The following is a 19,723-nucleotide window of genomic DNA, read 5'->3' as shown; positions in this document are numbered from 1 at the left end:
CCGAAGTGCTTTGTCCTTGTTCTTCTCCACCCAGCGCATTCGTTTATGCCAACTTTTATTCGCGATCTGATCAAACCGGCGGCCGAGCTGCCCCAGGCTGATGTGGCTTTTGTGGGCCTGCCCCTCGACGCCGGCACGGTGCTCGAAGGCGGCCGGGCCGGGGCCACAGAAGCGCCCGATGCCATCCGGAGCGAGCTGCGGCGCTACCACAAGACCTACAACCTAGAATACGACGTGGACTTACAGCGCCTGCGCCTCGCCGACGCCGGCAACCTCGACCTGACCAGCCCCGAGCACACGGAAAACCACGAACGTATCCGGCAGCAAGTCAGCGCGTTGCTGTTTCAGTATCCGAAAGTAGTGGTGTTCGGCGGTAGCCACGATGGCACCTATTCTACGGTGCGTGGCCTCTGTGATATGGCTGAGCAACCCGGCGGCGGCCTGAACATCGATGCCCACGCCGACGTCAAAAACAAGCCCGAAATCAGCAGCGGCACCCCGTTTGGCAAGCTGCTGCGTGAAGGCTTCGTGCTGGGCAAGCATTTCACCGAAATCGGCCTGCACAGCAACCTCAACGCCAAAGAAGACATCGACTTTCTGCGCAAGCAAAACGCCAAGATCATCACGCTGGCCGACGTGTTTGAAAACGGCATCGAAGGCTACGTCGAGCACGCGCTCAACCGCGCCGTAGCGGCGGGCGGGCCTGTTTTCGTCAGCCTCGACCTCGATAGCCTGGCCCAGGCTTTCGCGCCCGGCGTGAGCGCGCCCAGTTCCGATGGGCTCACGCCGCGCCATGCGGTCCAAGCCGCGTTCTTGGCCGGAAGGCACCCGGCGGTGCGCCTGTTTGAAGTGGTGGAGCTGAACCCGCGCTACGACCGCGACAACCAGACGGCCCGGTTAGCTGCTACTATCGTCACTGCTTACCTCACCGGCGTGGCGGTGGCGTTGGCCAAACTGCCGCCGCTGGAGCATCATCACAATCGCTTGGCTCACGGATAAGTAGTTGTTAGCTAATCAGTTGCGATTATAGAGTTTGTGTTCTGAAAGCCCATAAGAGTTGCCAAGGCAACGATAGGGAGGGAGCGGTCATCTAGTAAGTTGAAATATTTTTTGGAGGCCGTGTAACGAATGGCGGCTTTGGCGGTACTCGTGCTGCCTAACCCGAAATAGCCAGATGGTTGGGTGGCGATGGCCACAGCATCACATCAGCTATCTGGTAATCAACGAAATCCATGTTTCCCAACTTTCATCTACCCAACGCTATGAAAACCTTGCTTACCGCTCTGTTGCTTGCTACTAGTGCCGTTTCTGCCGCTGCTCAGGTGGCTTCGGAGCCCAAATTCGAGTCGACTTGCAACGAAAGCCGCTGGGGCAACCAAAAAGGCTTCTGCGAAACCCGCGACCTGAACTTTGCCGCGCCGGCCGCCGGCCAAACCCTGACCATTGACGGCCGCGACAACGGTGGCATCACGGTGCGGGCGTGGTCGGGCTCCGACGTGCGGGTGCGGGCCCGGGTGCAGTCGTGGGCCAAATCGACGGAAGAAGCCCAGAGCCGCGTAAAAGGCGTGAAAATCTCCAGCAGCGGTAACTCGCTGCGTGCCACCGCTCCCGGCGACGAAACCAACTGGTCGGTTAGCTACGAGGTGTTTGTGCCCCAGCATACGGCGCTGGCTCTCAACACCGTAAACGGCGGCATCAGCGTCGAAGGCTTGCAGTCCAACATCAAGTTTGACGCCACCAACGGGGGCATTACCCTCAAAAATGTAGGCGGCAAAGTAAGTGGCCACACCACCAACGGCGGGCTGCATATCGCGCTTTCCGGCTCGAAATGGGAAGGCGAGGGCCTCGACGTAACCACCACCAACGGCGGCATCACCTGGGAGCTGCCCCGCAATTATTCGGCTAAGCTGTTCACTAGCACTACCATCGGTGGCATCCACGGCGACCTGCCCGTAACCAAAACCGGAATGCTGAGCAAGGAAATTGCAGCCAACCTAGGCCAAGGTGGTGCTCCGGTACGCGCCGTAACGACCAACGGCGGCATCAAAGTAAACCAAGCCGGGGAGTAGCGTTTTACTTCATTCCAGAACAAAAAAGGCGCCGTATGCACGGCGCCTTTTTTGTTTCGGATTATTTTATATATGATTGATTATTAATTATTTATACCGAATGCTGTGGTGCGGGAAATAGAGCTGCTCTACTTCTTTCACATCGTCTTGGTAGCTCACGTTGTACTTGGAATTGTACTTCGAGTAATCCTCGTCTTCGTATTCGAGCAACTCCAACTCGCGTTGGTCGTGGCGTTGCTTGCGAACGACCAGGGCGGCCGTTGCCAGCAACGCGACGCCGACGCCCAGCAGCGCGGCTTCTTTGGGCAGCGGATCGGCGGGAGCGGGCGGCACAAACTGCACGCCGTCGGCATCGGTGCGGGCCGGCGCACTGACGTAGCGGCCGTGCTTGGGCACCGGGAAGCTGAGGGAGAGTTCGCGCAGCCCTGCCGCCGCTTGCGGGCCTTTGATGACGGGGCCGTGGCCGCAACCGATGGCTTCCGGCTCTAGATTAGCCAGCTCGACTACCGAGGCATGCGCCGCTTCCCAGTCAAACGTAAACGGCGTGCCGGCCCGGCTGATCTTCGGAATCTGGAGCAGCAGCGAGGGTATCGAATCGTGCTTGGCCGTGGCGAATGCATCGGCCCCAATCAGGGTTTTATCTTCTTCGCGGAAAAACGCCACTTGGCCCGGCGCATGGCCGGGTACGTGCAGCCACCGCCAGCCCGGCATGAAAGGCGGTTCCGGGTCTTCGGGCAAAGCCTGAATTACATCGCTCATCTGAAACGACTGCGGCGGAAAAAACCGGCTTGCGAACGCCAGCGAACCTCCTACGGTGGGGTCGGCGGGCGGATACACGGCTTTGCCGGTCAGGAAAGGCAACTCGAGCGGATGCGCAATCACGGGTACTTTCCAGTGCTCAGCCAGTTCTTGGGCATTGCTGGCATGGTCTAAGTGGCCGTGCGTGAGCAAGATAGCTTCCGGGTGGGTGCCGGGGTAAAATAACTTATCGACCGCCGCGAGGATGCTTTTGGCAGCACCCGGCAAACCAGTGTCAATCAGCACCCATTGGCCGGGCCCGGTTTCCACGATATATACATTAACAAAGCGTTGAATGGTCAGCTGGGTGACGCCACGGGCTACTTGTTCCATTGCTTTTTTAGGGTTAGTTCAAGCACACAGTACGCAAATCCAGGCAAGAGGGTAGGAGTTGGTAGGTTTCCGAAGGCTTCAAACCGGAGTGGCAGCGCCTGCAACCTGTTGCTCACGTTCGCCGTGCTTATCTGTCCTCCTGAGCGCGAGCCAACGAGAACAGACAGTTAGCTGATTGCAAAAGCGGCCCGTCGCTATTCCACCTTTACCCCCGGCAAATCACGGCCGCCTTGGTGTAGAATGAGCTTTTCAACGGCGCCGGAAGCCGCTTTGACAAACTCAATGTCGGCCTGCACTTCCTTGATGGAGTAGTGCCCTGTGGTTTCAGCCGCCAGCTCAAACCGCGACTGCCCGGTAGCTTGCAGAAAAAGCTGGCTGTTTTCGGCCGTGATGGCTATGAAAAAAGTAGGCGCCAACTGATACTTGCCCACATAGCTCGTCAGCGGTGAAGCGTTGCTGCCCAGTGGCTTAGGGGCCGTCGTCGGAGCGGCGGCCACGGTTGGGGCGGGCTTAGGCTTGGCGGCGGGCTGGTTGTAGAGAATGCGCAGCAGGCCACGATCCACTTCGGTTAAATGCTCACCGCCTTGGTTGTCCAGCACCACAATCAAGCTTTGATCTTGGGGAATGCGGGTGAGCAAGCTGCCGAAGCCGTTGATGCCGCCGTTGTGCTCCACCAAAGTCAGGGTATCCTTGCCCAGCACTCCGCGGGCGGTCATCCAGGCATAGCCGTAGTTATTGAGGAAGGGCTTGAACATCAGGGCTTTGCTAGCAGCAGACAACAACTGGTCGGAGTCTAGGGCGCGGTCCCATTTGTACAGGTCTTCGACCGTAGAATACAGCGAGCCCGCCGCGTAGGGCACCGTCATGTCGAGGTAAGGTGCGTTTTCGAAGCCAGCGGGCGTTTTTTGATACCCCGCGGCGCGTTTGGCCAGCACCGTGCCCGGCAGGTCGTAGCCCGAATTGTCCATGTGCAGGGGCCGGAGGATATTTTCCTGCAAAACCTGCGCGTACGATTTGCCCGTCACTTTCTCGATGATGGCCCCCAGCAGGAAATACCCGGAGTTGCTGTAGTGAAACTTCGAGCCGGGCTCAAACTCCAGCGGCAGGTTGGCAAATGTGCTCCAAAACGCCGTGGGCGTAGTTGGCCGGATGCTGGTTTCGGCAATGAAGCGCGGCAATCCGGTGTAGCTCGGAATGCCCGAAGTGTGCGTCAGCAGGTGGTGAAGCGTGATCTTGTCGCCGGTAACCTTCGGGTAATCAGGTAAATAGTCGCTGATGTGGCCGTCGAGCCGGAGCTGGCCTTTTTCCACGAGCTGCATCACCAGCAGCGAGGTAAACTGCTTGGTCAGCGAGCCAATCCGGAACTTGGTATCGGGCGTGTTGGGGAGGTTCCATTCGCGGTTAGCCAAGCCGTAGCCCTTGCTGAAAATTACCTTGCCTTTTTCGGCCACCAGCACAGCCCCGCTGAACTGCCCCGCCCGATACGATTCCTCCATAAAGGCCTCCAGTTTTTTGACTTTCTGGCGGTTTTGTGCCAAACTTTCTGTTGGCAACCAGTTGATAATCAAAGCAATAGCAAAAGTTAAAAAAGTCGAGTAAGCGAAGCGATTGTTCATGATTTTCAAGGATTTAGAAAGGATAAATGCGGAAAATAAAGGCATGAGGAAGCCGGCCGCGGTAAACCAGCGGAAGCGGAGGGCTAGGAAACGAGGGGTAGTAAGCGGCCTATTTAGGCGGCGCAGGGCCGTTGTCGGGCACGTATTCGAGCAAGTCTCCGGGCTGGCATTCAAGCACTTGGCAGATGGCGTCGAGCGTGGAGAAGCGGATGGCTTTGGCCTTGTCGCTTTTCAGGATGGAAAGGTTGGCGAGGGTGATGTCCACGGCCGCAGCCAGGGTGCTGAGCGACATTTTGCGCCGGGCCAGCATGACATCTAGGCGAACGATAATAGCCATAGGATCAAACAGTTAATTCGGCGTCTTCGGCCAGTTCCACCCCGCGCTGGTAGCCTGCTGCCAAGATGAGCAGCATCACGCCTACGAGCCAGTTGGCAAGCAATGACGAATTGAAGTAGGAAACAGAAGTCAGGTGCGAACCGGCCGGCGCCAAGGCCGCGAGTTGCTTATTCAGCCACCACGTCGAGGTCCGGCTGTATAAGTCGCACACAATCAATAAGATACCGAGCCAGCGCAGACGCCGCACGTTGACTGGTGTAAAGGGTGCTCCGGGCTTTATGTCCCTCAAAATCAAATAGATCAGTATGCACATCGTGAGCGTAGCCACTACATAGGGAAAAGGCTGCGGCGAAGAATTCATCAGCCTCAGCAGCAGGCGTTTGGCGGCATTGGCCTCGCGGTACACGAAAGTGCCGTTGGCGGCGCGCGATACCACTTGGGCTCCTTTGCCCGTCGCGACGTGCTGCTGGGTCGCCTTTAGCTGCGACTCCCAACCGGCCAACGGCTGTTGCACATTCAGCGTGACCACGTCGCCGGGCTGCTGCGGGTCAAACACATTGATGAAGAGATAAAATGCGGCAGCAATGGCGCCCAGCACGCAAATTACTAATATCAGAAAGCGTATAACCTTGATGAGGATGACAGTCGTGCGGTTCATAAAGAGATTGGCTGGTAGTAGCGTGGAAGTATGGTGTAAAGGAATAAATATTTATTGATAAACAATAAATTATAATCGCTTTTCAGAAAATATTTATTGATAGAGATGTTGGTGTTTCTCTTGCTAGTGCCTTCACTCTGGTTCTGCGAAGTGCAACCGAAGCCTCTCTGCCGCTTCGTTAGAATTTATAATCAGTAGAGGTGCTTCGACTGCGCTCAACAGAGCAGGAGGGAAGGGAAGAGTATGAGCTAACAAGCGGGAAGGGAGGCTCCATATACTCTCTTCTTGCGCGGCGCAGAAAAACAAGCAGCCTGCCCGCGGGAGAAAGGATGAAAAGCGCGTCGGCGCGAACAAGCAAAAAATCTATCTTGCTGATTCCCACCCAACGCTTTCAAGCCATGTTACGCCACCCCGCCGAGACCTCCGAAACCCAAGCCGCTGCCGACGCGAAAGCCTCTACCCAAGGCCGGCCGATGTACTACGAATACCAGCCCAAAGAGCCCGTAAAGGCCGCCCACGGCACCACGCTCCGCTGCAAAACCTGGGAAGCCGAAGCGGCCCTGCGCATGCTCGAAAACAACCTCGACCCGGCCGTGGCGCTCGTGCCCGACGAGCTGATTGTGTACGGCGGGGCCGGCCGCGCCGCCCGCAACTGGAAGGAATACCAAACCATCGTCAGTGCGCTCAAGAGCCTCGAAGCCGATGAAACCCTGCTGGTGCAATCGGGCAAGGCGGTGGGCGTGATCCGGACGTGGGCGCACGCGCCGCGCGTGCTCATCGCCAACTCCAACCTCGTGCCCGCTTGGAGCACCCAGGAATACTTCGACGAGCTCGACAAAAAAGGCCTGATGATGTACGGCCAAATGACCGCCGGCTCCTGGATTTACATTGCGACCCAGGGCATTCTGCAGGGCACCTACGAAACCTTCGCGGCCGTGGCCGATCAGCATTTTGGCGGCTCGCTGCGGGGCACAATCACCGTCACGGCGGGCCTCGGCGGCATGAGCGGCGCCCAGCCGCTGGCCGTAACCATGAACGACGGCGTGTGCTTGGTGGTTGAAGCCATCCGGGCTCGCGTGGAGCAAAAAGTGCGCGAAGGCTACGTAGATCAACTAGTTGATAATCTGGAAGATGCGATAAGGGTAGTAAAGCAGGCGGCCGCCGAGCAAAAGCCGTGGTCCGTGGGCCTAGTGGGCAATGCCGCCACGGTGCTGCCGCAGCTGCTCAGCTACGGCCTGCGCCCCGACGTAGTCACGGACCAAACCTCGGCCCACGATCTGATGGACTATCTGCCCGAAGGCGACCCGGACGAAGTGTTGGCCATGCGCCAGCGCGATCCCGAAGCGTTTAAGCGCCAGTCGCTGCAAGCCATCGTAAAGCACTGCCAGGCCATCCTGGATATGCAGCGGGCCGGCAGCATCGCCCTCGACTACGGCAACAACCTGCGCGGCCAGGCCGAAAAAGGCGGCCTGCAAGTGCGCGACGAACACGGCCAGTTTCTGTATCCCGGCTTCGTGCCTGCTTACATTCGGCCGCTGTTCTGCGAAGGCAAAGGCCCGTTTCGGTGGGCGGCGTTAAGCGGTGACCCTCAGGATATTCTGCGCATCGATCGCGCCCTGCTCGAAACCTTCCCCGACAACGCCGGCCTACGCCGCTGGATTGAGAAAGCCCAGGCCAAAGTGCCGTTCATTGGCTTGCCCGCCCGCGTGTGCTGGCTCGGCTACGGTGAGCGTGAGAAGTTCGGCCTCGTTATCAACGACTTAGTGGCCCGCGGCGAAGTAAAAGCGCCCATCGTCATTGGCCGCGATCACCTCGACTGCGGCTCCGTGGCCTCGCCCAACCGCGAAACCGAAGGCATGAAGGACGGCTCCGACGCCGTAGCCGACTGGCCCCTGCTCAACGCCCTGGCCAACTGCGCCAGCGGCGCCGACTGGGTTTCCCTACACAACGGCGGCGGCGTAGGCATCGGTAACAGCACCCACGCCGGCATGGTGATAGTAGCCACCGGCACACCCGAAAAAGCTGAGCGCCTGCGCCGCGTGCTCACTACCGACCCCGGCATGGGCGTCTTTCGCCACGCTGACGCCGGCTATGAGTTAGCCCAGCAGATAGCCGAAGAGCGCGGGGTGAAGATTCCTAGTGGCAATTAATTCATTTGAAGTAACTAATGGGCTTCGAGCTAGATGCTTTTGACGTTTTCGTCTTGGCCGCCATGGCCGCAATGTTGGTACTTGTTTGTCTGGAAGCTAAGAGACACAACGATAGGATGCAGACGCACGGTGCGCGCGTACAGGGTGTAATAGTGCGTAATAAGATTCAGTGGGGAAGGATCATGACCGTCCGGCCCATCGTGCGATTTACAACTCGGGATGGGCAAACTGTCGAGGCATTATCCGAACATGGGTTAGCTTTTGCCATACCTCGTTACTCGGAAGGAGCTACAGTAACAGTGGTATACAATCAAGAGAATCCTAATGAGTTTGACATTCTGTAGATGCTAATCGCAGATAAATCTAATGAAGTGGCCTCTTGCCGGCGCGTATCCGCGACGCAAAACCGATGATTCCGGGTTGCGGACGCGGTTCACCTGCGCCGTCTGTTTCTCGGTTGCGCGAACGGTTGGGCCACATAGGTAAAACGGCAAGTATCCGTTACAAACTCGCTAGGCTAAGAAGATACCGATGAGCAATCTGTACAATTTTGCTGTTTCGCGGCCGGTAGAACTGGTGCAGTATCGTGCGGCTTGGCCGGATGAGTTTGCCATCATGGCTCAGCGCATTCGGGCCTTGGTAGGGAATGCAGTCCTACGCCTTGACCACATCGGCTCCACAGCCGTGCCGGGACTGCGCGCTAAGGATGTCATTGATATTCAACTGACTGTAGCTGATTTACAGGAGGTGGACAATCTTACTGTGCCGCTGTGGCAAGCCGGTTTCCGGCAAGGCGAAGCCTTCCAATACGACATATTCCACCACTTGCCGGCAGCATCGGTAGGATTGCGCAAGCGGTACATGCGCGAGCCTGTGGGCGAGCGGCGCACGCACCTGCACATCCGGGAAACGGGTCGCTTCAATACCCGCTTCGCGCTGCTCTGTCGGGATTACTTGCGGGCCAGCGCCCACGCCAGTGTCGAGTATGAGTTGCTGAAGCTCCGCGCCGCCAGCCTGTTTCCGGCGAGCATCGAGGGCTATTTGTTTCTCAAGGAACCTGTATTCCATCTGATCTACGAAGCGGCCGAGCTGTGGGCCACGCAAACCGGCTGGCAGCTACCGGCCTCCGACGCCTAAGCCCTTCTGACGCGCGCTTATTTACCTGCGCGCACGCACAGAGCGACGACCACGCAACACAAGCCCGGTCGCGTGGCTTCCGTGTCTACTCTTTGCCAGCAACGCGCGCCAAATAAGCTCGGCACTGTTGGTTGTAACCTTTTGGTAAATAATTATTTACAGAAAAAGCCTCTGACAATGGTGAAACGCGGCATAGGCGGAAAGTTTGGAAGCTGTTGTGCCTTGATATAGTTATTGTTATAAAAAATATTTGTAAAATTAAATCAGAAAATTAATTCCACAATCTACCGACTTCCTATCCATGACCGAGGGTCCGGGGTAGCCAGCCATGGCTTTCCCGGACCCTTTTCTTTTTTCACTTACCTAATCCAAACCTCGACCAGAATGAGAAACAGTTACGCAACAACGGGTTGGCTTGCAGGCCTGCTCCTAATGGCCAGCCCCGTACTCGGGCAGAATTATGAGCAAATGGCTAAGCAGATTGTGAACACCTCAGCCGGGGTGAAACCCGGTGAACTAGTGATGATTACCGGCGGACAACACACCATGCCGCTCATGGAGGCCATTGCCGTGGAAGTAGCCCGCGTCGGTGGGCAACCGGAGATGCTGCTCAATACCGATAAGGTAGCCCGGGCCATCGACATCGACATGCCGGAATCGGCGATTATGGCGTCTAAAAGCGATAATTGGCTCTTGGGAGCCGATGTACTAATCTCGCTGCCCTCGTTGGAAGACGGCAAGGCTGTGCTGGCCGGCATGACGGCGGAACGCGGGGCCAAATTCGACAAGGTGGCAGCTGAAGCGGGCCTAAATAAAAAGCTGGATGCCACGAAGCTGCGCGGTGTATCGGTTGCTTATCCCAGCAAAAAATACGCGGCGAACCAGCAGCTCGACTACGCGGGCTATGAGCAGATGGTGTGGGCAGGCATTGGCGCCGATTACACGGCCATCGCCGCCCAGGCGCAGCAAATGAAGCAGCTACTGGCGACAGGCCGTAAGGTGCACATCACCTCACCTACAGGCACCGACCTGACGTTTCAGCTCGACGCCCGTCCGATATTCACCGACGACGGCGTGGTTACGGCCGCCGATCAGCAGGAAAAGCTAATCCTGAGCCGCACGGCCGCCCTCCCCGGCGGACGGGTTTACGGTACTTGCCTGGAAAGTTCTGCCACGGGCAAAATAGCGGCATCGCCCAGTACGTGGAATGGGAAACCTTTTCGAGGATTTAAGGCCGATCTGAAAAGCGGTCAGTTTACCAACCCGCAAGCAGAAGCCGGCCTCGAAGACTATCAGAAATGGGTGGCAGCTAACGAGGCTAATGCTACGCAGGTTGGCTACTTCTCCATCGGCCTTAACCCCGCCATGAAGTCACAGGAGCAGAAAGGCTTCAATCCCGCTACCGCAGCCGGAATGGTATTGGTGGGTATCGGCAACAATGAGTTGCTAGGTGGCCATAACAAAGCCTTGGCAGCCAACAGCTTCGCTATTGGCAATGCTACCGTGGAAGTAGACGGAAAAACAATTGTGCGCAACGGCCAACTGGTGGCCCCGGCGATGGCTAATGCTGCTCCCATAGGCAAGAAAAGCCGGAAATAGCAGCGTAGAAATTTTCCGCCCGCTGGATTTGAGTTTACTCTAGCCAATTTTAAACGCCCTTAGACCACTTGGCCTAAGGGCGTTTTTATTCCTGAAAGAAGGGGTGTACTTGGCCGCGATTACAACGCCTGCCGCGCCACGCCTTCCTTGGTAATCTTTACGGGCTGAATGCGGCCCTGGGCGTCGAAATACATGCGGTCGATGCAGGTAACGCGGTGATTCTGGTCGGTTTCGGTGAGCGGGCGCCGATGATAGACGATGTACCACTCGTCTTTGCCGGGTACCTGAATAACCGAGTGGTGGCCAGCGCCGGTAGCCACGGCAGGGTCCTGCTGCAGGATTTTGCCCACCCGCTGGAAAGGGCCCAGCGGCGAGTCGGCCACAGCGTAGGCCACCGAGTAGTTGGGCCCAGTCCAGCCACCTTCCGACCACATGAAATAGTACTTGCCCGCCCGACGAAACATAATCGGGCCCTCCACATAGTTCTGCGGCGTGATTTCTTTGTAAGTGGTGCCGTCGGGGAAGGGGAGGAAGCCGGTAAAATCGGGCTTGAGGCGCGCAATGTTGCAGTGCGACCAGCCACCGTAAATTATGTAATACTGCCCGTCTTTGTCCTGAAACACAAACTGATCGATGGGCTGGGCGCCGTTGTGAATGTTGCCGATCAGCGGCTTGCCCAAGTAATCCTTAAACGGCCCTTCTGGCCGGTCGGCTACGGCCACCCCGATGCCGCCGACTTCGCCTTCGTGCACGTCGTTGGCCCCGAAAAACAGGAAGTACTTCCCGCCCTTGTGCACCACGGCCGGAGCCCACATGGCGCGGCGGGCCCACCGGACGCTGGCCGTATCGACGATGCGCGGGTGCTTGGTCCAGTGCACCAGGTCGGGCGACGAAAACGCATCCATGAACACCTGCTGATCAAACGGGGCCGAATAGGTAGGATACACCCAATATTCCTTGCCAAAAATGGTAGCCTCAGGGTCGGCGTACCAGCCGGGGAAGATGGGGTTGCCGGACCGTTGGGCCGTTGCAGTCGGCTTCGATTTGGCAGCGGGCTTGGCGGTCTGAGAAACGGCTACTTGCGTCAGGATCAGGCTGGATAGCAGGCTCAGCAGCAGGGATTTCTTCATAGCTGCATAAATACAAGTAAAATTCTAGTAGCGCCGCATTGCTGGCGGTTAATGGGAGGTAAGATTCTCATTTTTAATCGGTTGCTGATAAGAAAGGCATACAGGCGCTCGTAGGGGCAGCGGGGGCTCCTGCGCCTGGCAATTGCAGCCGGAACAATTGGGCTTCACTCAGACGAATAAGGGTATTATTTACTTGCTTTTATATCCCTACTATTACTCCATCATTCGTGTTCAGAATTCCATTTATTCCATCGTTATTCATGCATAAACGTCTTTTTCTCCTCTGGTTACTTGTGTGCGGAGTCGCTGGTCCGCTACTGGCTCAAAAACCCCTTGAGGTAATTATCGTGGGCACTTCCCACTACAACGGCAGCCCCGATTCTTCCTATCGGCCCATAATCAACAAGCTGAAAGCCTATCGGCCTGACATAGTGTTTGGGGAGTACCTCTCGGCTGCTGATGCGCAGCAGCTACCAGCCGACCAATCGGTGGCGGTGCCTTTCCAGCGGCGCATGCAGTACATGAAGCGCCGGGAGCTAACCACGGCGCCTCTTACTCCCAAAGCCGCCGCTTCCGCGCGGCGGCAGTTGCGCAAAAAGCCGTTGCTGCACCGCCAACGCATTGATCTGGCCCGCTATTACGCCTCCACCTACGATCGGGGCAACGCCGAATACCAGCTGTATCTGCTGGAAGAACCCTTCAAAACAAGCTTAAGCCCCGCCGATCGGGCCTACTACTCGCAGGCATTCGGACCGGCCGATTCGCTGCGCAAAACGGCGCGACTAGTGCGCCCGCTCACCGAATACCATCGAATTTTCTTCCCGCTGCTACACGAACTCGGCCAAGACCAGATCTACCCCATGGATTGCCAGCGCTACGACCAAGCCTGGAACAAGGCGTCGGGCGAGGCTTACACGCAGTTTGTAGCCCTGCAAGCTGGCTTCAAAAAGGATTCTGCTACGGCTGAGGCCGCCACTTTCCGCCGGATTTCTACCGCCAAACCGGCCTATTTCGCCTATCTAAATGCCAGCAACAGCGATGAAGAGGTTTACCGGGCCATGAACAAGCCGATCTTCGGAACGCTCTCCGACAATCTGAATTTCTTTGGCGACGAATCGCTGGACGGGGCGGTGGGCTTCCCCACGCAGGCCGTACGCGCCATGAAAGCGCAGTGGGCACTGCGTAACCAAGGCATGTGCGACAACATTGTGCGGCTGGCGCGGCAGCAAGGCGCAACCAAGGTTATGGTTGCGGTGGGGTCCGCGCATACCATGATCCTGCAACGTCTCCTGACGCAAATGCCCAATGTGCACGCCACAACGTTTGATGATCTGCCTTAAGGTAAACGGGTTATTATTGCAATGTATTGATAATCAAATAATTGCAATAAAAGCCTCGTGAACGTGCTTAAAAAGACAGACAAAGCCCCGCGTGTTCAGTAGATCACGCGGGGCTTTGTCTGCCCAGAACTTTTCCCGGAAATCCATGCCTACAGTTGTTCCCATTCTGCGCATTTTCGATTACGCGAAGGCCATTGAATTCTATGTCGATTGGCTGGGCTTTGCCGTCGATTGGGCAGATCGGCCGGCAGAGGCACCTGCGTACCTGCAAGTGTCGATGGCGGGCGTCGTGCTGAACCTGTCGGAGCACCACGGCGACTGCTGCCCCGGTGCCCGCGTACGAGTGCTGGATTTTGCCGACTTGGCCAGCTACCACCGGCAGCTACTGGCCAAAAACTATCGCTACAACCGCCCCGGCTTGCACACGCCTGCCTGGGATGGGAATGCTTTGGAAATGGAAGTAATCGACCCGTTTGGTAATCGTTTGACATTCACAGAATTGTCTCCGAAAAAGGTCGTGGCCCAGCCCTAACGCCTTACCAGTCGTGTAGCCCCGATCAGTCGGCCACTGGACTTTTACTTCGTCGCCGTCAGCACGTCGCGCACCGAAGTCCAGCGGATTTCCGGGTAGCGGGCGTTGTCGAGGGGCTCGGTTAGCTTGGCTTGGCCGCTGAGCATGTTGTGCAAATATTGCATGCCCTGCCAAGGCGGAAACACCTCGTCTTTGGCCGGCATCAGTGTTTTAGTCACCTTAATCATGGTTTGCAATACGCCTAGTCCGCCGGCCCGCAACAGCCTGAATGGTTGGCCGGTAGCCGCAGTAGCCGCGGCTTGCAGCCCCCGGATGCTGGCTACCTCGCCAGCCACGCGCAAGTAACGAGGCGTAGTGGGGTCTAGGGCGGCGGCAGCCGTAAACTCGGCCGTGTTCACCATCGTAGTAAAGTCTAGAAGTTGGTCGGCGTTGCCCCAGTACAGCACCCGGCGCGGGCCCGCCAGAACCACCGGTGCCTGGCCTTTGAGCAGTTCTGTAAACATGCCGTTGAGAATGGACGTGGCCTGAATTGGCGATTTCTCAAGTCGGCGCTGGAACTCGCGGCGCAAATCAAAGTTGCGGTTTGAGCCTTCGGGAAGCCGGGTGAAGTCGGCGGAGTAATCGGAGGGGATGAAGCGCGGCACGCCGGCCGCCACGGCCGCTTCCAGCAGCAGCGTCTGGGCTTCCACAATCACGTCGCGCAGCCCCGACAGCGCCGATACCACGCACGTTGCGCCGGCACAGGCTTTTGTAAGCTCCGCAGCATTGTTGTAATCGACTTCCACTATTTCTGCGCCCTGCACGCGCAGCGACGTGGTCTCGGCTTTGGCGCTGGTTTCGGGCCGCACCAAGGCCCGCACTGCGGCGCCCCGTTTCAGGAGGTGGTGCGCAATCAGCAGGCCCAAGGCCCCGGTGGCGCCGGCCAGCACGATGGTAGCGGATTCTGTAGGTGCGTTGTTCAGGGAGTCTGTTATGGGTTCGGTCACTATTCGGGGCTTAAGCTTGCTGAAGTACTCATACAGGTACGGCACCCGGAATGTTATCGCCCGCAGTCGGTAGCCTTTGCGCATATTGCGCCGTAGATGCGATGTACAAGGCTCGTTTTCAACTCCCTAATCTTCCTGAATATGGCGCTGCTCAATCTGGGTGATACAGTACAACTAAAATCGGGTGGACCCGTGATGACCGTTGTCAAGCTCACGCTAAAACAAGTTACCTGCACCTGGTTTGACGGGCACAACGTGCTGCAAGCGCCCACCACATTTCCGCGCGACGCCGTGAAAGCGGCCGCCTCACCCGAATCGCCCACGGACGAAGCCCGCGAAAACGAAAAGTTTGGCTACGCCTGAGCGAGTTGTTCCCAAAAAAGAGAAGTTGGAAACCCGGCCAGGTAGCGGTGCAGCAGGTGGGAAAAGGTAATTTGCTCTTGTTTTATAATTGTTTGATAAACAGATACTTGTGTTTTGAGCACAGGAAAAGAATTAAATCGATAACCGCAGAAGAATGGACTTCAAACTAGAACTGGTACCGGTGCCCGTAACGGACGTGGACCGGGCCAAGCAGTTTTACCAAGAGCAAGCCGGCTTTCATCTCGACCACGATGTGCTGCCCAGCGCGACCGTCCGCGTCGTGCAGCTTACCCCGATTGGCTCGGCCTGCTCCATCGTGCTCACGACGGGGTTGTCGGGCATGGCCATGGCGCCGGGCGTGCTGCGTGGCCTGCATCTGGTAGTTGAGGATATCGACCAGGCGCGCCAGGAACTCGTGAACCGGGGCGTGGCCGTAGGTGAGGTATCGGACATGGGCGGAATAAAGTACGCGTCCTTCAGCGACCCCGACGGCAACACCTGGACGTTGCAGTATATTCCGGCGCACTACAGAAATCGTTGAGTAGTAATTAGTTGTGTAGAGTGATTCATTGATGGCTTGCCTTAGGGCGCGTGGTGCTGACGCAGCCCTGACCCGAACCGGCGTTTTCGCCAAAAACCAAGTCTGCTGCACCAATAGCCAGTGCCTGCGGCTGGTCGAATTAGCTTTTAGCAGTTTAATTCTGTATTTTATTCTGTGCATTAGCACCTCCACAACCCGGCCGGCCCAACGCAACTGGGGCCGCACGCGCAACCGGAGCGGGCGGCGCGGCTTTCGGCCGATTGCGGGCTTCTGATGCAGAAATAGGATGGTTAGGGCAACACGCTAGGTCGGAATTCTATGAAGATCATGAGGGCAATGCCGAAGCTGATGATGGCCGGCGAAGGCACCCGGCTCAACGTGCTGGGCGACCATCAGTGCATCAAGCTCACCGGCAAGGACACGGATAACCAATACACGCTGATAGAGCAAACCAACGAGCCCGGTACCGGCATTCCGCGGCATGTGCATACACGCGAAGACGAGGTCTTTCACGTGCTGGAAGGCGCCGTCGAGTTTGAAGTCGATGCCGAGGTCAAAACGCTGCAAGCGGGCGAGTTGGCGTATGTGCCGCGGGGCACCACGCACAGCTTCCGGGTGGTGGGCACCACGAAAGCCAAAGTGCTGCTTTCGGTGTTTCCGGCGGGCCTCGAAGACATGTTTCAGGAGCTGGCGCAGCTGACAGCCGGGCCACCTGATTTTGCCGTGGTGGCCGAAATCTGCGGGCGCTACGGAATTACCTTCGTATAAGCACTCTGGAAGTGAATTATATCATCGCGCGCCGGGTTTCCGGTCCGACTCTTACTTGTGACTCAATGCGGATATTTTACTCCTTTTTGGCATGATGGAAACCCGCACGGAAGCTGCGCGCCTCAATGCCCTCCAGCGCTACGACATCCTGGATACACCCGCCGATGGTACTTTCGATCGCCTGACGCTGCTGGCCTCCAAGGTGTTCAACATGCCCATTGCCATCATCAGTCTGGTCGATACCGACCGGATTTGGTTTATGTCGCATCAGGGCTTGGATGTGCAGCAGATTGATCGTTCGCCGGGCTTGTGCGCTTCGGCCATCCTTTCCGACGACATCTACATTGTGGAGGATGCCCGCCACGATCCGCGTACGTTAGCCAACCCGTTGGTAGCCAGTGAATTTGGCCTTGGCTTTTACGCCGCGGCTCCCCTCACCACCCACGACGGCCATAACCTAGGCACCTTCTGCGTCATCGACAAAAAACAGCGCTACCTGAACCAGGATCAGCTGGTGATTTTGCAGGATATGGCCGCAATCGTGATGGACGAAATCGAAATTCGCTTGGCGGCCCGCACGGCCATCGCCGAAAGCACCCGCCGCATAGCCGAGCTGGAGGCTCAATTATAGCAGGAGTAAAATGTTGATTGATAAGTAGTTACAAATGGCTACTGCGCTTCTTTAACGGGGTGTTTAAGCGCGTGCCACTCGTGGGCGAGCATGCTCATTTCCACCAGCGACCAATATTCGTTGTGGTAGCGCTCTACGTCGCGCAGGGTGCCCTCGCGGTGGAAACCGGCGCGTTGGTAGCACCGGATGGCGGCCTGGTTGAAGTCGTACACGCCCAGGCTGATGCGGTGCAGCCCCAATTCCTCAAACCCAACTGCCGCAATGGCCTTGATCATGGCTTGGCAGTAGCCCCGGCCGCGAGTGGCTGTGTTGCCGACCAGCACGCGCGTAATGCGGCCCGCTTTGTTGCGCCAGCTAATGCCGCCCAGCGAAATATGTCCCACCATCTCGCCGGTATGGGTATCGGTGGCTTTGTACACAAACACATCCGACGTTTTGGGGTCGTTGGTGTCTTCGATGTACCAGCGCAGGCTGTCCAGGGTTAGGGGAAAGGCAAAGAGCTCGCCCGACCATTCTTTGAGCAGCCGTTTGTTGTCAATCCAGGAAATAAGTTGCGGAAAATCGACTTCCGTGAAGGGTTCGAGCGTAATCATACCGCAAAGTAAGGTGAACAGTAGCTATACGCGCTACGAGAGCTGATGATTGCACAGCAACCTTTTTCAGGTGCGGAACTATAGGCTTGGCGTGTAAAGCTTTGCACGGCTTCGATCATTTTGCCGCTTATCTTGCTGGGCTGCCCAAACCAGTAGCAACGATCTGGGGTTTTAAGCAAACGGATAACAAGGCTTCTTCAATGCGATTTCTTCCTTGCTGGCGGGCCCTGTTCCTGACGGGCGCGATGCTCCCGATGTTTTTTATTCAAGTGGCTGTTTCACAGCGGTTTGCGGCTATTGGCGATTATGGCTACGCCGGAATGCCGGAGCGCGACGTGGCCGAGCTGGTAAAAAGCTGGAACCCCGAGTTCATCATCACCCTCGGCGACAACAATTACGAGCAAGGCCTGGCCAGCACCATCGACACGAACATCGGGCAGTATTACCACCAGTTTATTGCGCCGTACCGGGGTAGCTATGGGCCCGGAGCGGCTGTCAATCAGTTCTTTCCCTCGCTCGGCAACCACGATACCTACACCAAGAACGGGGAGGCATACCTGCGTTATTTTTCGTTGCCCGGCAACGGCCGCTACTACGACTTCGTGCGCGGACAAGTCCATTTTTTCGTGCTAAACAGCACCCCCGACGAGCCCGACGGTACCAGCAGCGTTTCGACGCAGGCCAAGTGGCTGAAAGCGCGGCTCGCGGCTTCGAAGGCCATTTGGAAAGTGGTTTATTTTCATCATCCGCCTTACTCGTCGGGGGTGCACGGCAGCACCCCCAACATGCGCTGGCCGTTTCAGGCCTGGGGTGCGTCGTTGGTGGTTTCGGGCCACGATCACCACTACGAGCGGCTGCAGGCCGGGGGCCTCGTGTACTGCGTAAACGGCCTGAGCGGGCGCAGCATCTACGGCCTGACCGAGCCTCTGAAAGAAAGCCAGGTGCTTTACAACGCCGACTACGGTGCAATGCTCTTCGATGCCACTTCCGAGAGCCTGCGTTTCCGCTTTTATACCCGCGCCCGGCAGCTGATCGATTCGTATATCTTGTGGCGGCCCGCCCCGCAGCTGTTCCCGTTGTATCCGACGCCTTTCAGCAAAAAGGCGCATCTGAAGCTCACGTTGCCCAGCGAGGAGGCCGTCAAAATTCGGCTGCTCGATGCTGTAGGCCACCAGATCGCCGTGCTCTACGAGGGCCGCCTGCGTGCCGGGCAGCACGAGCTGCACTGGTCGCGCGGACGGCTGGCTGCCGGAACGTATTTTGTGCAACTGCTAAGCGGCCGCTTCCAGCCCATCGTGCGGGCCTTGGTGCTTTGAAGACGCTGATACAAAACACGTTATGAATTTAAACGCTCCCCTAGTGCTTAGCGTGAGCTTGCTCATCGCCGGCTGCGCCGCACGCACTCAAAAGGCCAATCAGACTGCACCGACTACGGTTGCCAGCGCGTTAGCGCTAAACACCACAAAGCTGGATCTGGTGGATCATGCCCGAAATCGGGTAATACCGGTGGTTTTGTATAGTGCTGATAGTCAAATAGTTGATAATAAAGTAAACAAGCCGGCTTCCAAGCTCGCTTTGCTTAATCACGGGTACGGCGGGCAGAATACGGCCTATTCGTTTATTGCCCAAAACTTGGTGGCGCACGGCTATGTAGTAGCCAGCATTCAGCACGAGTTGCCTACCGATGCGCCCATGGCCACAACGGGAAACCTGTTTGAAATCCGCAAGCCCGTCTGGGAGCGGGGCGTGCAGAACATGCTGTTTGTGCTTCAGGAAATGCAGCGGCGGCAGCCCAAGCTACATTACGATCAGTTGCTTATCGTCGGCCACTCCAACGGCGGCGACATGGCGATGCTGTTTGTCCAAGAGCACCCGGAACTGGTGCAAAAACTAATCTCGCTCGACAACCGCCGCATGCCGTTGCCCCGCACCCGTAAGCCCCAAATCCTCACCCTCCGGTCGAGCGACCAAGTGGCGGACCCCGGCGTGTTGCCCAGCCCCGCAGAGCAACAGACTTTCGGCATACAAGTCGTGAACCTGCGCTATACCCAGCACAACGACATGTGGGATGGCGCCACGGCCGCCCAAAAGCAGGAAATGAATAAAATTATCTCTAGCTTTTTGGAAAATTAACCTGCTTTC

The 19,723-nt window shown here is 57.3% G+C and carries 21 protein-coding genes; 14 read left to right on the top strand and 7 right to left on the bottom strand.

Going from position 1 to position 19,723, the window contains the following annotated elements:
• Positions 1–45 precede the first annotated feature (45 nt).
• Positions 46–999 (top strand): arginase family protein, encoded by a 954-nt coding sequence (locus FHG12_RS01475; protein WP_139513874.1) that lies wholly within the window; start codon positions 46–48, stop codon positions 997–999.
• 263 nt (positions 1,000–1,262) lie between these two features.
• Positions 1,263–2,069, top strand: a complete 807-nt coding sequence (locus tag FHG12_RS01470) for a DUF4097 family beta strand repeat-containing protein (RefSeq protein WP_139513872.1) — start codon at positions 1,263–1,265, stop codon at positions 2,067–2,069.
• Between the two features lie 87 nt (positions 2,070–2,156).
• Here FHG12_RS01470 and FHG12_RS01465 read toward each other — a convergent pair whose 3' ends face one another.
• The 4 genes from FHG12_RS01465 to FHG12_RS01450 all read right to left on the bottom strand — a co-directional run bounded on the left by FHG12_RS01465 (position 2,157) and on the right by FHG12_RS01450 (position 5,811).
• Complete coding sequence (locus FHG12_RS01465; protein ID WP_139513870.1) at positions 2,157–3,200, bottom strand: MBL fold metallo-hydrolase; 1,044 nt, start codon at positions 3,198–3,200, stop codon at positions 2,157–2,159.
• 194 nt (positions 3,201–3,394) lie between these two features.
• Positions 3,395–4,816 carry a serine hydrolase gene (locus FHG12_RS01460; protein ID WP_139513868.1) on the bottom strand — a complete coding sequence of 474 codons (1,422 nt, stop codon included), beginning with the start codon at positions 4,814–4,816 and terminating at the stop codon, positions 3,395–3,397.
• A gap of 109 nt (positions 4,817–4,925) precedes the next feature.
• On the bottom strand, positions 4,926–5,153 hold the full coding sequence (locus FHG12_RS01455) for a helix-turn-helix domain-containing protein (protein ID WP_139513866.1): 228 nt from the start codon (positions 5,151–5,153) through the stop codon (positions 4,926–4,928).
• A gap of 4 nt (positions 5,154–5,157) precedes the next feature.
• On the bottom strand, positions 5,158–5,811 hold the full coding sequence (locus tag FHG12_RS01450) for a DUF2975 domain-containing protein (protein ID WP_139513864.1): 654 nt from the start codon (positions 5,809–5,811) through the stop codon (positions 5,158–5,160).
• Between the two features lie 473 nt (positions 5,812–6,284).
• Between FHG12_RS01450 and hutU the strand changes: the two genes are divergently transcribed.
• The 4 genes from hutU to FHG12_RS01430 all read left to right on the top strand — a co-directional run bounded on the left by hutU (position 6,285) and on the right by FHG12_RS01430 (position 10,697).
• Positions 6,285–7,961: a urocanate hydratase gene (hutU, locus tag FHG12_RS01445; protein ID WP_139517655.1), complete on the top strand. Its 1,677-nt coding sequence runs from the start codon at positions 6,285–6,287 to the stop codon at positions 7,959–7,961.
• Positions 7,962–7,978: 17 nt separating this feature from the next.
• Entirely contained in the window at positions 7,979–8,305 is a 327-nt protein-coding gene (locus tag FHG12_RS21395) for a DUF3592 domain-containing protein (RefSeq protein WP_139513862.1), read from the top strand.
• Between the two features lie 187 nt (positions 8,306–8,492).
• On the top strand, positions 8,493–9,098 hold the full coding sequence (locus tag FHG12_RS01435; RefSeq protein ID WP_139513860.1) for a GrpB family protein: 606 nt from the start codon (positions 8,493–8,495) through the stop codon (positions 9,096–9,098).
• A 384-nt stretch (positions 9,099–9,482) separates the two neighbouring features.
• On the top strand, positions 9,483–10,697 hold the full coding sequence (locus FHG12_RS01430) for an aminopeptidase (RefSeq protein ID WP_139513858.1): 1,215 nt from the start codon (positions 9,483–9,485) through the stop codon (positions 10,695–10,697).
• A gap of 119 nt (positions 10,698–10,816) precedes the next feature.
• On the opposite strand, the gene FHG12_RS01425 is transcribed toward FHG12_RS01430, so the two are convergent.
• Positions 10,817–11,827 (bottom strand): glycoside hydrolase family 43 protein, encoded by a 1,011-nt coding sequence (locus tag FHG12_RS01425; RefSeq protein ID WP_139513856.1) that lies wholly within the window; start codon positions 11,825–11,827, stop codon positions 10,817–10,819.
• A gap of 260 nt (positions 11,828–12,087) precedes the next feature.
• Between FHG12_RS01425 and FHG12_RS01420 the strand changes: the two genes are divergently transcribed.
• A complete protein-coding gene (locus tag FHG12_RS01420) occupies positions 12,088–13,167 on the top strand; it encodes a DUF5694 domain-containing protein (RefSeq protein ID WP_139513854.1) in 1,080 nt (359 codons plus the stop codon).
• Between the two features lie 145 nt (positions 13,168–13,312).
• Positions 13,313–13,699, top strand: a complete 387-nt coding sequence (locus FHG12_RS01415; protein WP_139513852.1) for a glyoxalase superfamily protein — start codon at positions 13,313–13,315, stop codon at positions 13,697–13,699.
• Positions 13,700–13,743: 44 nt separating this feature from the next.
• Here the strand turns inward: FHG12_RS01415 and FHG12_RS01410 are convergent, their stop codons facing one another.
• Complete coding sequence (locus FHG12_RS01410) at positions 13,744–14,769, bottom strand: NmrA family NAD(P)-binding protein (RefSeq protein WP_139513850.1); 1,026 nt, start codon at positions 14,767–14,769, stop codon at positions 13,744–13,746.
• 57 nt (positions 14,770–14,826) lie between these two features.
• Here FHG12_RS01410 and FHG12_RS01405 point away from each other — a divergent pair, with 57 nt between their 5' ends.
• From FHG12_RS01405 to FHG12_RS01390, 4 genes are all read left to right on the top strand, one after another.
• Positions 14,827–15,048 carry a YodC family protein gene (locus FHG12_RS01405; protein ID WP_139513848.1) on the top strand — a complete coding sequence of 74 codons (222 nt, stop codon included), beginning with the start codon at positions 14,827–14,829 and terminating at the stop codon, positions 15,046–15,048.
• Positions 15,049–15,202: 154 nt separating this feature from the next.
• Positions 15,203–15,589, top strand: coding sequence for a VOC family protein (locus FHG12_RS01400; protein WP_139513846.1), 387 nt, complete (start codon positions 15,203–15,205; stop codon positions 15,587–15,589).
• Positions 15,590–15,907: 318 nt separating this feature from the next.
• Entirely contained in the window at positions 15,908–16,357 is a 450-nt protein-coding gene (locus tag FHG12_RS01395; RefSeq protein WP_230471253.1) for a cupin domain-containing protein, read from the top strand.
• A gap of 91 nt (positions 16,358–16,448) precedes the next feature.
• A complete protein-coding gene (locus FHG12_RS01390) occupies positions 16,449–16,988 on the top strand; it encodes a GAF domain-containing protein (protein ID WP_139513845.1) in 540 nt (179 codons plus the stop codon).
• Positions 16,989–17,026: 38 nt separating this feature from the next.
• On the opposite strand, the gene FHG12_RS01385 is transcribed toward FHG12_RS01390, so the two are convergent.
• Positions 17,027–17,581, bottom strand: a complete 555-nt coding sequence (locus FHG12_RS01385) for a GNAT family N-acetyltransferase (RefSeq protein ID WP_139513843.1) — start codon at positions 17,579–17,581, stop codon at positions 17,027–17,029.
• A gap of 200 nt (positions 17,582–17,781) precedes the next feature.
• On the opposite strand from FHG12_RS01385, the gene FHG12_RS01380 reads away from it, so the two are divergent.
• On the top strand, positions 17,782–18,897 hold the full coding sequence (locus FHG12_RS01380) for a metallophosphoesterase family protein (protein ID WP_139513841.1): 1,116 nt from the start codon (positions 17,782–17,784) through the stop codon (positions 18,895–18,897).
• 22 nt (positions 18,898–18,919) lie between these two features.
• Positions 18,920–19,714 (top strand): serine aminopeptidase domain-containing protein, encoded by a 795-nt coding sequence (locus tag FHG12_RS01375; RefSeq protein ID WP_139513840.1) that lies wholly within the window; start codon positions 18,920–18,922, stop codon positions 19,712–19,714.
• Positions 19,715–19,723 lie beyond the last annotated feature (9 nt).

The organism is Hymenobacter jejuensis, assembly GCF_006337165.1.
GTDB classification, from domain to species: Bacteria; Bacteroidota; Bacteroidia; order Cytophagales; family Hymenobacteraceae; genus Hymenobacter; species Hymenobacter jejuensis.
The sequence above is the reverse complement of the archived record's forward strand: the minus strand, read 5'-3'. Positions and strand labels throughout refer to the sequence as shown.